This is a genomic window from Streptomyces sp. NBC_00490, from assembly GCF_036013645.1.
GTDB classification, from domain to species: Bacteria; Actinomycetota; Actinomycetes; order Streptomycetales; family Streptomycetaceae; genus Streptomyces; species Streptomyces canus_F.
Window position 1 is genome coordinate 428,240 of record NZ_CP107869.1, and the last position, 13,681, is coordinate 441,920.

The window sequence follows — 13,681 nt, forward strand, 5'->3', positions numbered from 1 at the left end:
GGGCCGTTGGGCCTGGTCAGGCCGGGTCTCGCCGGGGAACACAGACCGGGGCGCCCCCGCAGGCAAGCGGGGACGCCCCGGTCCGACGGGCATACAGCCCTCAGAGCAGCCAGCGGTTGCGGCTCACGAAGGGCAGCCGTGCCCAGGCCTTGCCCAGGCCCCAGGCGGCGCCGGCGCCCGCTGCCGCGAGGGCGATCAGGACGACGGCGTAGACGAGGTGGTAGTCGGCGAAGGGGTTGGTCGACATGCTCGCCGACCCGTCGGACAGGTGCTTGGCCGGCGGCCACTCGGCGATCCACATCAGCGCCATCATGAGCGTGCCCGCGACCGCGGCGAGCCGCAGGCCGATGCCGGCGATCAGGGCGAGGCCGATGGCGAGCAGACCGAGCATGAACAGCCAGTTGGCCCAGGTGGCGCCGGCCCAGTCATGGAAGGTGGACTCCATCGGTCCGGCGGACACGCCGCTGAGGAAGCCCATGGTGGGCGAGCCGCCGTCGATCCAGCCCTTGCCGGAAGGGGTCGCGTAGCCGAAGCCGAATGTCTTGTCCAGGAAGGCCCACAGGAAGACGAACCCCGTCAGGACCCGCAGTCCGGCGAACGCGTACGCACGGGTCGCCGTCGCGGCGGCGGTCGTCTCGGCGTCGGAGGCGGGAGCCGTCCCGGTCCTGCGCAGGGACGGGAAACGGAATCCCAGGTGCCGGGTGGGGTGGTCGTGCACTGCCATGATGCTCATCCCTTTCGAGGGGGTGCGACGCGCAGAATGCGATGGACGACTCTTGTTGCACCTTCAATGTCCCGTCCCGGCGACGCCCTTCGGAGGGGCTGCATGGCCCGGGACTGCGGGCCGAACGGCCCTCCGTCCCGGGCCCGTTGGCTTCCGTCATCCGTCCCAGGCCCAGTCGGCGACCTCGGGCAGGTCGGTACGATGACGGGGGTGGCCATGGCACGCGGAGCACCGGTTTGTCGGGGTGAGCAGACCGTCGTACCCAAAGTCGCTCATGCCGTGCAACAACGCTGCGGCCGGCAACTCCAGCGTGGGCACATCACCGGTGGCCGCGAGCACCACGTCCGGCTCCCTCTCACCGCTCTCGGTCCCGACCCACTCCCAGATCAGGGCCGACCGGCCCATCCGCCTCGCCCCCGACGCTCGTCTTGAGGACTTCAGGCCTTCGGCACCAGCACCACTGGGCAGTGGGAGTGGTGCAACAGGACGTGCGCGACCGGGCCGAGCTGAGGACCGAGCCGGCCTGCTCGCCGACGCGCGCCGATGACAACGACGCCGGCCTGGCGCGTACGCGTCAGCAGGGCGTGGGACGGGCTGGCGCTTACCGTCCGGCTGTCGACGCCGACCTCGGGATACTCTTCGCGCAGGCGGGCGATGCCGAACCGCGGAACGGCTTCTTCCGCCAGGTCGTCCCGGGCCTGGCGCTCCTGGCCCGAACTCGTCGCGCTCACCGGTGAAGGCAGTTCGGGCGTGGTGCGCCGGTGCGTCGGGGAATGCAGGACGTGCAGCTGGACCCCGCGCCGTGCCGCCTCCTGGAAGGCATAGACGGCTGCGGCCTCGTCGGCGTCGCTCTCCAGACCGAGCAGCACCTCGCGCCCGTCGTCGCAGGGGTGATCCCCGCGGACGACCAGCAGTGGCCCGTGCGCCTCCGCGGCCAGGCGCCAGCTCACCGAACCGGCCAGCAGGCCGCTCACCCCGCCGAACCCCCGGGTGCCCACGACCGTGAGGACCGCGTGCCCGCTCTCTCCCGACAGCGCCCGCACGGCCCCGCCCTCCACTGCCCTCGTCTCCACCGGCAGACCGGGGTGGCGCTCGTGGACCCGCGAGGCGGCCGACGCCAGAACGGGCCCCGCCTCGTCGCGGTCGGCCACGGCGTACACGATGCGCAACGCGGCGCCGCGACGCACCGCTTCCTCCACGGCCCAGTCCAGCGCCCGTACGGCGATCAGTGAACCGTCCACTCCAACGACCACATGACGGTCAGGCATGGCTCTGACTCCCTACTGTTCCGTGCGCCGGTCACTCCCGTGAAGTGCCGTCGGCAGCGAATGCGCAGCTGACGGCACGTGGGTACCAGGGGCGCCTCCACAAGCGATGCTCACCGCCCGCGGACGCCGCAAGGAGAGGCCGACAGAACCTGCCGACACGCCGTACGTCCCGAACCAGCGGGCCGTACGGCCCTGGGCCCGGCCAAGAAGCCGGGCGGCCACTCATCCGGTGAGATCCACCCGGTCCAACAGAACGCGCCCGGTCTGCTCAGCGCTCAGCCGGCACGCCATCGAGCACCATGCTCGGGACGCGTCGCGGACTCTCGACGCCTTCGGGCCCGTATCCGAGACGGATGAGCATCTGAACATGTCCGGTCCGACCGGGCGTCGGGCTCAGTGAACTCCGCAGGTCCGGCCACTCCAGCCCCTGGTGCAGCAGCGAGGCGCACACACAATGCGCTGTGGCGAGGAGCCACACGTGCTGGAGAGCCTGCCCAGCCCGCAGCCAGTCGGCGCGGCGGTCGTGCTCGGTGATGAGCACAGCGATGACGGGTGCCGCCTCAAACGGTCGGGCGAGCAGCCGCTCGGAGTGCCGTTGCGCGGTGAAGTCCCGCAAGGGAAGGTGTTCGCGAGCGTCCTGGAGGCCGAGTACCGCCCGCGGCAGGCCCACGTCGGGCCTTGGTTGCAGGTCTTGGTGCACCCAGCGGTTGCTCTCGTCGGCGCGGTCGGCATCGACGCGGTTGCGGCGCTCGGCCTCAGCGGTCAGGCGGAGCAGCCGCCCCGTCTCGACGGGGCCGGGGAACCAGAGCCGAGCGCCCTCCGCGCGGGCCGCTTCACCGAGTTCGTTCCGTAGACACGGTGACAACGGCCGCCCTGAGAACGGGAGGCGGCTGCTGCGCCTGCGCCAGATCGCTTCATACAGATCGGCCCGGTGCTCCGTGGGGCGCCGGGCAACGGCCCCTGCCAAGCGGACGATTGCGAGCAGACCTGGATCCTCCGGGGAGGGCAACAGACGCCTCACCGGCGACCATCCGGCGTGCGCGATCGCGACCCGGAGATTCAGGAGGGCCGCTCCCACCGAGAGGTGCAGAGCGCGACCTGCCGGGTCCGCGTGGCGCAGGCCGCGTTCCGGGGCGGCGCGCACCTGGAACGTGGCCGACAGGGGATCCAGGCGGAAGGACCATGGCTGGGTGTTGTGGATCGAGGGCGCGGCGACAGCGGCCCACACGCAGGTCTCCGGATTCACGGCATCCAGGGTTGTGTTGTGCACGATGCCCTCCTCACACGTCGGCGTGGGACAGGTAGTGCAGTGCATTCCTACGAGCGTGGGTGCTTGGCCTTCACCCCGGTGAGAGGCCGATGGTCCCGTCGGCGGGCCGGACGGGCACACCTCACGGGTGTGAGCGGCTCCCGCGGCGGTGCGCCGGCATCGCTCAGCCGACGGCCAGGTCAGGGCGTACAAGAGTGCCCGATCTCCCGTGAACGATCTCGTACGCCGCGTCCAGGGCGCCGATGGCCGCGAGCGCTCCGGTGCGCTCGACGAACCTGGCGGCTGCCTCCGCCTTGGGACCCATGGACCCGACTGCGTAGTCTCCGCGGCGCAGCTCGTCGGGGGTCGCGTCGAGGACGGGCTGCGGGTCGTGGGTGCCGTAGCCGGCGTAGACGCACGGGACATCGGTGAGGATGAGCAGAAAGTCGGCCTTGAGGTCCTCGGCGAGCAGAGCCGCCGTGAGGTCCTTGTCGACGACCGCCTCGACGCCGGTCAGTGCACCGGTGTCCTGGTCGGCGGTGACCGGTACACCTCCACCGCCGGCGCAGATGACCAGGACACCGCTGCCCAGTAGTCCGTGGATGGTCTCGGTCTCCAGGATCCGTTCGGGCGATGGTGAGGGGACCACGCGGCGCCATCCCGTGCCGTCCTCGGCGATGTGCCAACCATGTGTGCGAGCGAGGGACTCGGCGATCTTGCGGGGGTACACCTGGCCGACGAACTTCGTGGGTGTGCCGAAGGCCGGATCGTCGGCCCGTACACGAGTGTGCGTGACCAGCGCGGCGATCGGACGCCCCGGCAAGGCGTCGTATATCGCGCGGACCAGCAGCGAGCCGATCATCCCCTGTGTCTGGGCGCCGAGAAGGTCCAGCGGGTACGGAGCACTGAGCGCCGGATCTGCGGCACTCTCCATAGCGAGCAGGCCGATCTGGGGTCCGTTGCCGTGGGTGATGACAATCTCGTGTTCGAGGGCGAGACCGGCGATCGCGGTGGTCACCCTGTCGATGTTCGTCTCCTGCACGTCCGCGTCAGGGCGTTCGCCCCGGTGCAGCAGGGCATTGCCCCCGAGGGCGATGACGATACGCATGGCTTTGGTCCTCCAGGATCCTCGGACGTCGAGAGATCCGCACTCCGAGGGTGAGTGACGCGGCCACGGTGCGCCCCGCCCACGGAGGAGTCTCCCGACGTCATCGAACATCGAGGATCGCTCCGGCACAGGGTGCCGAAGGCCCCCGGACGCGCTGCCGGCCGGCCCGGACATGGGACCGGGTGGCCCATCGCCCGGCGCGGGTCACGCCAGCACGCTGGACGTAGCAGGTTCGTACGCCCTGACTGGAGGCACGCCGTGAACGCTCCCGCCGCGGCCGACATGCTGCAGCCGCTGCCGGCCGAGCACCGCCGACGTCTGATGCGCTTCGCCCGTGAGGTGTCGTTCCCGCAGGGCACCCGCCTCTTCGAGGAGGGAGGCCCCGCCGACCGGTTCTGGGTCATCCGTACCGGCAGCGTCGACCTCGACTTGCGCGTCCCCGGCCGCCCTGCGGCCGTCATCGAGACGCTCGGGCACGACGAACTCATCGGCTGGTCCTGGCTGTTCGCCCCGCACGCCTGGCACCTGGGTACCGCGGCCACGATCCCGGTCCGCGCCTACGAATTCGACGCCGCCACGATCCGCTCGATATGCCGGGACGACCCCGCACTCGGCGCGAGCGTCACGCATTGGGTGGGCGGCGTCCTCGCCCACCGCTTGCAGACGACCCGCACTCGACTGCTGGACCTGTACGCCCCGTACGGCAGCGGCAGCCTCCTGTGACCACGCCGACGAGTCGAAGTGACAGCGCCGAAGGAGACACCATGCACGCCACCCCGCACATCGTCAGCGACGTGATGACCCACACCGTCGCCGCCATCGGACCCGACGCCTCCTTCAAGGAGATCGTGCGCGTAATGCAGGACTGGAAGGTCAGCGCTCTTCCCGTCCTGGCGGGCGAGGGCCGGGTCGTCGGGATCGTGTCCGAAGCCGACTTGCTGCCCAAGGAGGAGCTCCGCGACAGCGATTCCGACCGGTACACACAACTGCGGCGCCTGCCCGACCTGGCGAAGGCCGGCGCGATGACCGCCGGTGAGCTCATGACCTCCCCCGCCCTCACCGCCCGCGCGAACGCGACGCTCGCCCAGGCTGCTCGGACCATGGCCCAGGCGAAAGTCAAGCGGCTGCCCGTCGTCGACGACGTGGGCATCCTGCAGGGCATCGTCAGCCGCGCCGATCTGCTGAAGGTGTTCCTCCGCGAGGACGAGGACATCGAGGAGGAAGTCCGCCGGGAGGTGGTGTCGTACCTGCTCCCCACGCCGACGTCATCCGCACGTGTGGCGGTGCGGGACGGGGTGGTGACACTCAGCGGCCGTGTCCGGGACACGTCCCTGATCCCCGTGGCCGCGCGTCTGATCCGCGCCGTGGAGGGGGTCGTTGACGTGCAGTTCGACGTCCCTGGGCCCAGCCGGCCCCCGGAGCCGCCCCCTGTCCCGGCGAGTCACAGCGAGGATGCCTCGTCGTCGTGACCCTCCCGAGTGGCGCCCGAAGACGCGCGTCGGGCTGATGGTGTCCCGCCACAGGGAAAAGGTGAGCTGCCGGGGAAACCAGCAGACCCTCGGCGCCGCGACCCAGGGCCTGTTCACAACCGGCCCGTCCGCCACACCCCCCAACACCCTTCGCGAGGCCGCCGTTCGATACTTCACCACGGCGTCCCACCACACCAACGACTCCGAAGCCGCTGGCGAACGCGCCGACATGCTGGCCCCTCGGAGCGCCGCCGCCCCCGCCGAGCTACCGCTGTGCACTACCACATCAGTGACGACGGGCCGCGCCTCTCCGTCTGCAGCGCACCCGAGGCCGAACCCCCCGAAACGACGGTGCACTTGCGTCTGCCGATCGCCACGGACATTGTGCCGTTCGACCAGTCCTGGGCCGCACCCCGACAGCCGCTTGCGAGGTTCCTCCGACGGTGCTCAATCTGGCACCCAGCCGTCATCGCCCGGCTACAAGCGCCCGCCGCGCGATCTCCAGGCCTACGTCCCCGACCACACGGCGAGCCACGGAACCTCCGGTCAGGCCTCGTGCTCCCGGTGCGGTACGACGGCGACCGCACAGGCGGAGTGGTGCAGTGCCGCGTGGGCAACCCTCCCGAGCTGGAGCCCGAAGTGCCCCTCCCGACGCCGGGCACCGACGATCAGCAGGTCGGCCTCGTGCGAGGCGTCGACCGGCAGCCGGCGGGCGTGGCCCTCGACGGTGCGCCGGTGGACATCGAGGTCCGCCGGAACATCCTGCAATGCAGCCTCCAACTCCTCAACCGCCTTCTCCTCGTGCAGGCGAGCGGGCTCTCCGGCCAGCAGTAGGTGGTCGGTGGTCTCGTGCGCGGGGCACCTCCAGGCCCGTACGGCCTCCTGCGGCACACCGCGGCGCCGCGCCTCCTCGGCGGCGAACCGCACGACCGCCGACTCCTTCGTCTCCTCACCGACACCCACGACAACACGACCGTGGACCGGACGCGTCGCTCGCCGCGACCGCAAAGCTGACGGAGCCGAGCAGCATCTCTGCGATGCCGCCGCGACCACCTCCCTGGTGACCCTGTCCACCGGCGAGAAGATCGCCAACCCCCGACACGTGCGCCGTGACCGCGCCCATCTCGCCAAGGCGCAGCGTGAGCTGTCGCGGAAGACGAGGGGCTCGGCGAACCGGGAGAAGGCCCGCCGTAACGTCGCCCGCGTGCATGCCCGGGTCGCCGACCGGCGCCGCGACGTGCTGCACAAGCTGTCGACTCGACTCGTCCGCGAGATCCAAACGGTCGTGATCGAGGACCTGAGCGTCCGCAACCTGCTGAAGAACGGCACGCTCGCACGCGCCATCAGCGATGCGTCGTGGACACAACTGCGCTCCATGCTGGAGTACAAGTGCGCCTGATACGGGCGTGAACTCGTCGTGATCGACCGATGGTTCCCCAGCAGCAAGCTGTGCGGGAACTGCGGGACGCTCCGCGGGAAACTGCCGCTGAACGTCCGCGAATGGACGTGCACTTGCGGTGCGGTGCATGACCGCGATGTGAACGCGGCCCGCAACATCCTGGCCGCCGGGCTGGTGGCATCTGCCTGTGGAGACGGTGTAGGACCTCAACGGGAGTCCTCCCGGACGGGGCAGTCGTCGCTGAAGCAGGAACCCCAGCGGGCGACCACTGGGATCCCCCGCCTTCAGGCGGGAGAGGAAGTCAAGATCTCCACTCCTTCAGCAGGCAGCAGGTGCCTTCAGCCGTGCGCGACGACGGCGACAGGAGCGGTGGCGTGGTGCAGCACCGCGTGTGTGACGGAACCGATATGGGCCCCGAGGGGGCTGCGACGGATACGGCGACCGACGACGACCAGCGATGCCTCGCGGGAGGCGTCGATGACCTGGTTGGCGGGACTGCCGGAGTGCGACGCCTCGACGACCTCGACGTCCGGGTACTTCTGCCGCCACGGGCGAAGTACCGCGGCCAGCGCGGCGGCCTCCTGCCGGCCCCGTTCGGCGTTGAGCTCGGGGTCGGCGGGCAGTCCGTAGGCGAAGTAGGGAGGAAGGTTCCAGCCGTGCACGACCTTCAGCGCGGTGCCGCGGCGGGAGGCCTCCTCGAAGGCGAAGGTGATCACGGTGTCGTCGGAGTGGGCGGCGTCGAGGCCGAGCACCACCGGCCGGTAGGGGGTGGCGGCGGACGGGGTGCCCGCCGGGCCCGGCTCGTGCTCGTCGGAAGCCTGTTCCCCGGCCCGCACCAGGACAACGGGGGTCTCCGTGTGGGCGATCACCGCCATGCCCACGGACCCCACAAGGAATCCCCCGAGGCCGCTCAGCCCGCGCGAGCCGAGGACCAGCAGCTCGGCGTCCTTCGACACCTCCGGCAGCGCGTCCATCGGCCTGCCGGAAATCTGCTCCACCTCGATGTGCGCGCCGGAATGGCGCAGGCGAAGCCCATCGGCCGTCTCACGCGGAATCCGTTCGCTCCAGTGCTGTTGCGTCTCCGCGCCCAGGAGCGGGGCCTGGGCCATGGGCTCGGGGACGGGTGCCCAGACGTGCACCAGTCGCAGCGGCAGGCCGCGCAGCTTCGCCTCGCGGGCCGCCCACTCGGCGGCTGCGCGGCTCTCGGACGAGCCGTCGAGGCCCACGGTGACGTTGCGGGACATGTTGTCCACCTCCTGGTCGGGGTTCTGATTCCAGAGTGGTGATGACCAGACGCACGGTGCAGAGACCACAGGTCCCCGGTCCGGGGCCGATGGGCCCCATCGGCCGAGACATCTCGCTGTGTCGGCTGTCGCTGCCGGGCGCGTCGGCCGGCAGGGTAGTGCCCACAGGCGTTGTTCCACATGCCGGCCGGGGGGTGAGGGCGGCCGCGTAACTGGTGCCGCAGGCGATGGCATACGCAGGGGTGGCCGGCCTCCCACCGGTCGCCGGGCTGTGGGCGATCCTGCCCGCGCTCGCCTGGTACGCCCCTGCTCGGCTCCTGCGTGCTCTCGGTCGGCCAGGAGTCGGCCAAGGCGCTGATGACGGGAGCGCTGGGTCACCGAGCGGGCCCGCGTCCTGCACACGGAGTCGTCGCCTTCCACGCATGGGAACCGGCGCGTGTGTCGCAACCGGTCGGCGATCGGGACCCGGTCGTCCCGCTCAGCCGAGCATCCTCTTCCGCCACTGGGGACCGACCTGCTTCCACTCCGCGTCCCACTCCGCGATGCGCCGCCGCTCCAGACGCCCCCGGACCAGCCATCCGCACAGCAGTGCTCCGGCACCGGTGCTCGCCCCGAACAACACACCCACGAACGTCGATTCCAGCATCGCCTCGGCCGCTGTGGAGGGCTCGGTGACCTGCTTGCCGGTGCTGTCGGTCCAAACGGTGGCCGGTGTGCCCGCCTTGCTGCCGGGCTCGGCCCGCGCCGTGCCCGTGTGCGTAGACCCGTCGGCGGACGTCCATCGCACCTTCGCCCACACCGCGTCACCGCTGGTTCCGAACTCCGTCGCGGTCGCGGTCTTCGCCGCGTTCTCGGTCAGGGCGGCCGACACTGCGTGCGCCTGGGCGCGCCGTGAGGCGATGCTGTCCTGCACGGCCTGCATCGCCATCTGGCCGACGGTCAGGCTGCCCAGCAGGGCCAGAGTCCAGGTGGCGAGTACGATCCACGCCTCCGCGGAGTCGCTGCGGCGCCGAAGTGGATTGCTCCGCCACCGCCAAAACCACACTCGCTTCGCCTTCTTACGCCGCGTCTGTGCCATCGATGGACACCCCCATGCGAGTACCGCAGTCGATATCTGACACCTGCCGAAAGCAACTTCCCACCTTCCCTCGACCCGGCACAGCGGCCGATCAGGCAACCTCGACGGCACGGATCAGGCGCACGGCGGCGGGCACGGAAGCGGTGTTCCGAATACGGCTGGGCCGTCGTGGACGCGCCGATGTTGTGCATCGCCCACTCCTCGGGATGTCACGGGACATTTCCAGCCTCGGCCGCGAACGCGCCGGCCGCATGGGCCGAGTGGCCCTGTCCTGGGCTCCGACCGGCTCTCGTCGCATGCGTCCCGCGCCTGTCCTACCCGGTCGGCACAGGCAAGCCGGGGGGGGTGGCGAGGGCTGCCGCTGCGCCTCGTACACGCGTGGCAGGGGTTGTCGCCGAAGCATCGCGCTTCTGGGCTCGGCGGATTCTGCGGGGCGCAATGGGCCAGCCCAACGGGCGCTCCCCGCGCCCGACGCCCTGGTCTCGACCGGCACGGTGGCCGAGCTCCTGCTTCTGGGCAGCCGTGCGTTCAGTGGCTTCGGCCGCTTCATGGCCTTGGCGACGGTGGCCCACGTGCCAAGATCCGTCGTGCTGGTGCGGGCCGGCCAGGCCACCGAGGGGGAGGGCGTGCCGGACGCCGACGGCCGGCCCTCGGTTCGCGCACCATACCGAGCTGCGGTGGTGGACGCGGATACGAGCCGTCCGTGCGAGGGCGTACTGGCGTTCGCCCCTCGAGCGCGGTGCTGCGTTCCGCGTCGTTGCTAGCTGCGCACGCATCTCAGCTGCCGCCTGCCTACCGGCGCGTCCCCAGGCGTCGCGGATGCCATCGCGGAGGCCGCGGCGCAGGCGGAGGCCAAGAAGACGCTGGCCTCCGTGCTGCTGCCCTCTCGGGAGAAGTATCCGGTGACACAGGTCCAGGAGCTCGTGGGAAGCGGTCATCCCGCGCAGTTCCTGTTCGACGCGGCGGTCGGGGCCGGCCTGCTGGTTCTCGGCCGGAGGAACCGCCCAACCAAGCTCAGCCCCCACACCGCGCCGGTCGGGCACGCGGTCGTGCACCACGTTCGTTGCACGGTCGACATCGTTCCGCACGAGCAACCGGACGCAGGAGCGCTCCTACGACCACCAGGACCACGGACCCTTTACCCCTCCAGCACGGGTACCCGCCACACCAGCATGGTGCCCCCACCGGCCGGCGCGCCCAGCTTCATTTCCCCGCCCAGCTGTTGTGCCCGCTCAGCCATGTTGCTCAGTCCACTGCGGCGACCGTCCGGCGGTATGCCCACGCCGTTGTCGGTCACCGTCAGCCGTACCTCGCGGCCGTCGGTCTCCAGGACCACTTCGGCACGGTCGGCGCGAGCGTGTCGCGCGATGTTGGTCAGCGCCTCGGAAAGGACCGCCACCACATGCTCGGCGATCTCCTTGGGCACGTGGGTGTCCAGCAGGCCTTCCATCCGGAGGCTGGGCGGGAAGCCCAGCACCGGCGCGGTCTCGCCTGCCAGACGCACGACCCGTGCCCGCAGGCCGGGCTCGGTGCCGTCGTCCCGTTCGCGGAGACCGAAGATCGTCGACCTGATGATCTTGATTGTCTCGTCCAGGTCGTCCACGGCCCGCAGGACCCGCTCCGCGGCCTGCGGGTGCTCGATGAAGCGGCCCGCACTCTGCAGGGTCATGCCGGTGGCGAACAACCGCTGGATCGCGAGGTCGTGCAGGTCCCGGGCGATACGGTCGCGGTCCTGCAGCACCGCGATCCGCTCGGCGTCGCTGCGGCGTTCCGCCAGCTCCATCGCCACCGCGGCCTGGGCGGCGAAGCCCTGCAGCGGCTCGGTCTCCTCCTCGGAGAACACCGTCTGCCCCGCCTCACGAACCAGCAGGACCACGCCCCGCACCCCGTCGCCGGTCCCGATGGGGACGGCCACGGCCGGCCCGAGCCCGGTGAACCGCGGCGGCCCGGCCGAGTCCTTTTCATCCCGCGAGACATCCGCGCTGGTGACGGAGGAGACCGCGGAGAAGGCCCGGCCGATCAGGCTGTCGCCGACGGGCAGCACCAGTCCGCGATGGATCTCCGCCTCCTGCCCGATGGCCAGCTCCACGGTCAGCGAGTCGGTGCCCTCCATGGGCACCGCGACCACGGCGAGTGCCGCCCCGGTGTTCTCTCTGGCCCGCTCGGCGATCAACGCGAGGACCTCTCCGCGCTCGCTGCCGGACATCAGGCTGTGGGTGATCTCGGCGTTCGCCTGCAGCCAGCGCTCACGCAGCCGGGACTCCTCGTACAGCCGGGCATTGTCGATCGCCACACCGGCCGCTACGGCGAGAGTCGCCAGTACCGACTCGTCGTCCTCGTCGAACTGGGCCCCACCGCGCTTCTCGGTCAGGTACAGGTTGCCGAAGACCTGATCGCGCACCCGGATCGGGACGCCAAGGAAGGAGTTCATCGGCGGATGGTGGGCCGGGAAGCCGTACGAAGCGGGGTGATCGGAGATTTTCGCGAGCCGCAGGGGCTCGGGGCGGCGGATCAGCTCCCCGAGGATGCCGTGCCCCTCGGGGTAGCGGCCGATCCGGGCGATCTGGTCCTCATCGATCCCGACCGTGAGGAACTCCGACAGCAAGTCGCCGCCCGGCCCGATCACTCCCAGAGCGGCGTACTCGGCCTCGACCAGTACCGCCGCGGCCTCCACGATGCTGCGCAGCGCCTGTTCCAGGTCCAGCTCCCGCCCGACCGAGAGCACCGCCTCCAACAGGCTGTGCACCCGGTCCCGCGTACCACGCGCCGCGTCCAAACGGGCCTGCAGCTCCTCCAGCAGCTCATCCAGCCTCAGCTGCGGCAGCCGTACGCGGGCCTCTCGGGACTCGTTGGAGCTTCCCACCTGCGATCCTCCAGCCCCCGTGCATGCCCGCGGTCGACCATGCTGGTCAGTCGCCACAATATCGGGTCATCGGCTGGTCAGGGCAGGGTGGGATAGGGACCGGACGACTCGGGAAACAGCCGTGGTCATGCCCCGCCGGGGGCGAGCCGAGGGGGCTGTGGCCCAGCGGGGTCCCGGCGACGCCGGGTACGGTTCGGCGGCACCCCGAAGAGACGCGAGGCTGCGCCTGGCATGCGGCTGCGGCGCGTGAGCGCGACCCGCAACAACGGGCCCACAGTGGGCACGCCGGGCTTCCATCGGAGCACTCAGCGGCCGTGGCCCTCCTGATTTAGCCTGTCCTGGGCCTGCGTGGCGATGACGGCGGCCTGGATGCGTCGCTCCACACCGAGTTTCGCCAGCAGGCGGGAGATGTGGTTCTTCACCGTCTTCTCCGCGAGGTAGAGGCGCTGGCCGATCTGGCGGTTGGTGAGTCCCTCACCGATCAGGGCCAGGATCTCCCGCTCCCGGTCGGTCAGACCTGGCAGGGCGTCCGGTTCCTCCTTCACCTGCTCGCCCTGGCGGAGCCGGGCCATCAGCTTGGTGGTGGCGCTGGGGTCGAGAAGTGACTGCCCTCGGGCAACCGTGCGCACGGCCGACACCAGGTCCGAGCCCCGAATCTGCTTCAGCACATAGCCGGATGCCCCCGCCATGATCGAGTCGAGGAGTGCCTCCTCGTCGTCGAACGAGGTCAGCATCAGGCAGGCCAGCTCCGGCATCCGCGAGCGCAGCTCACGGCATACGGTCACACCGTCACCGTCGGGCAGCCGGACGTCCAGCACGGCCACCTGCGGGCGCAGGGCGGGAACACGCACCAGGGCTTGCTCGACGTTGCCGGCCTCGCCGACCACGGTGATGTCCGGCTCGTCGTTCAGGAGGTCGCGAACGCCGCGGCGTACCACCTCGTGGTCATCCAGCAGGAAGACCTGGATCGGGCCGTCCGGGGCGGTCTGCTCGCTGACCGTCATCAATAGCTCCTCGAGTCATACGTTCTGCGCCGCTGCCCGTCGAGGGGCAACATCGCCTCCGAATCGAGATCTTTGTCGCATCCGGACCGAAAGACCAGGGCCGATCGGCCCTGATTCCCACACCCTTCTCGACCTGCACCTACCCCTTGCGGTGCGGCTGCCACACCCACGGCCGCCCCTGACCCTTAAATCCGAGGGCTTTCCGCGCCGAGCCACAGCTGGGGCCGATCGGCCCATCCGACGGGACGTCCAGGACCTGCCATCCGGCCGGCATT

10 protein-coding genes and 5 pseudogenes are annotated in these 13,681 nt (G+C 70.7%); 5 read left to right on the forward strand and 10 right to left on the reverse strand.

From position 1 onward, the window contains the following. Window positions 1-100 precede the first annotated feature (100 nt). The 5 genes and pseudogenes from OG381_RS01715 to OG381_RS01735 all read right to left on the reverse strand — a co-directional run bounded on the left by OG381_RS01715 (window position 101) and on the right by OG381_RS01735 (window position 4,349). Window positions 101-724 (reverse strand): DoxX family membrane protein, encoded by a 624-nt coding sequence (locus tag OG381_RS01715; protein ID WP_327714269.1) that lies wholly within the window; start codon window positions 722-724, stop codon window positions 101-103. Window positions 725-931: 207 nt separating this feature from the next. Then, window positions 932-1,123, reverse strand: a pseudogene (locus OG381_RS01720) (hypothetical protein); the annotation flags it as partial. A 38-nt stretch (window positions 1,124-1,161) separates the two neighbouring features. Beyond that, a complete protein-coding gene (locus tag OG381_RS01725; protein ID WP_327714271.1) occupies window positions 1,162-1,992 on the reverse strand; it encodes a universal stress protein in 831 nt (276 codons plus the stop codon). Window positions 1,993-2,260: 268 nt separating this feature from the next. Further along, window positions 2,261-3,262 carry an Acg family FMN-binding oxidoreductase gene (locus OG381_RS01730; RefSeq protein WP_327714272.1) on the reverse strand — a complete coding sequence of 334 codons (1,002 nt, stop codon included), beginning with the start codon at window positions 3,260-3,262 and terminating at the stop codon, window positions 2,261-2,263. Window positions 3,263-3,425: 163 nt separating this feature from the next. Beyond that, window positions 3,426-4,349 (reverse strand): carbamate kinase, encoded by a 924-nt coding sequence (locus tag OG381_RS01735; RefSeq protein ID WP_327714273.1) that lies wholly within the window; start codon window positions 4,347-4,349, stop codon window positions 3,426-3,428. 258 nt (window positions 4,350-4,607) lie between these two features. On the opposite strand from OG381_RS01735, the gene OG381_RS01740 reads away from it, so the two are divergent. Together OG381_RS01740 and OG381_RS01745 are read left to right on the forward strand one after the other, a co-directional pair. After that, the gene (locus OG381_RS01740) at window positions 4,608-5,072 is read left to right on the forward strand and encodes a cyclic nucleotide-binding domain-containing protein (RefSeq protein WP_327714274.1); all 465 of its coding nucleotides are present in this window, start codon (window positions 4,608-4,610) and stop codon (window positions 5,070-5,072) included. A gap of 41 nt (window positions 5,073-5,113) precedes the next feature. Beyond that, the gene (locus OG381_RS01745; RefSeq protein WP_327714275.1) at window positions 5,114-5,818 is read left to right on the forward strand and encodes a CBS domain-containing protein; all 705 of its coding nucleotides are present in this window, start codon (window positions 5,114-5,116) and stop codon (window positions 5,816-5,818) included. Between the two features lie 546 nt (window positions 5,819-6,364). Here OG381_RS01745 and OG381_RS01750 read toward each other — a convergent pair. Beyond that, window positions 6,365-6,869, reverse strand: a pseudogene (locus OG381_RS01750) (universal stress protein); the annotation flags it as partial. On the opposite strand from OG381_RS01750, the pseudogene OG381_RS01755 reads away from it, so the two are divergent. Beyond that, window positions 6,861-7,502 (forward strand): annotated as a pseudogene (locus OG381_RS01755) (RNA-guided endonuclease InsQ/TnpB family protein); the annotation flags it as partial. The pseudogenes OG381_RS01750 and OG381_RS01755 overlap by 9 nt on opposite strands. A gap of 53 nt (window positions 7,503-7,555) precedes the next feature. On the opposite strand, the gene OG381_RS01760 reads toward OG381_RS01755, so the two are convergent. Next, entirely contained in the window at window positions 7,556-8,461 is a 906-nt protein-coding gene (locus OG381_RS01760) for a universal stress protein (RefSeq protein WP_327714276.1), read from the reverse strand. A gap of 212 nt (window positions 8,462-8,673) precedes the next feature. On the opposite strand from OG381_RS01760, the pseudogene OG381_RS49550 reads away from it, so the two are divergent. Then, a pseudogene (locus tag OG381_RS49550) lies at window positions 8,674-8,833 on the forward strand (SulP family inorganic anion transporter); the annotation flags it as partial. Window positions 8,834-8,939: 106 nt separating this feature from the next. Here OG381_RS49550 and OG381_RS01765 read toward each other — a convergent pair. Next, a complete protein-coding gene (locus OG381_RS01765) occupies window positions 8,940-9,539 on the reverse strand; it encodes an Rv1733c family protein (RefSeq protein WP_327714277.1) in 600 nt (199 codons plus the stop codon). Window positions 9,540-10,363: 824 nt separating this feature from the next. On the opposite strand from OG381_RS01765, the pseudogene OG381_RS49555 reads away from it, so the two are divergent. Continuing rightward, window positions 10,364-10,612: pseudogene (locus OG381_RS49555) on the forward strand (universal stress protein); the annotation flags it as partial. A gap of 65 nt (window positions 10,613-10,677) precedes the next feature. Here the strand turns inward: OG381_RS49555 and OG381_RS01770 are convergent. Both OG381_RS01770 and OG381_RS01775 read right to left on the reverse strand, forming a co-directional pair. After that, window positions 10,678-12,402 carry a sensor histidine kinase gene (locus tag OG381_RS01770; RefSeq protein ID WP_327714278.1) on the reverse strand — a complete coding sequence of 575 codons (1,725 nt, stop codon included), beginning with the start codon at window positions 12,400-12,402 and terminating at the stop codon, window positions 10,678-10,680. Between the two features lie 305 nt (window positions 12,403-12,707). After that, entirely contained in the window at window positions 12,708-13,406 is a 699-nt protein-coding gene (locus OG381_RS01775) for a response regulator transcription factor (protein WP_327714279.1), read from the reverse strand. Between the last annotated feature and the right edge of the window lie 275 nt (window positions 13,407-13,681).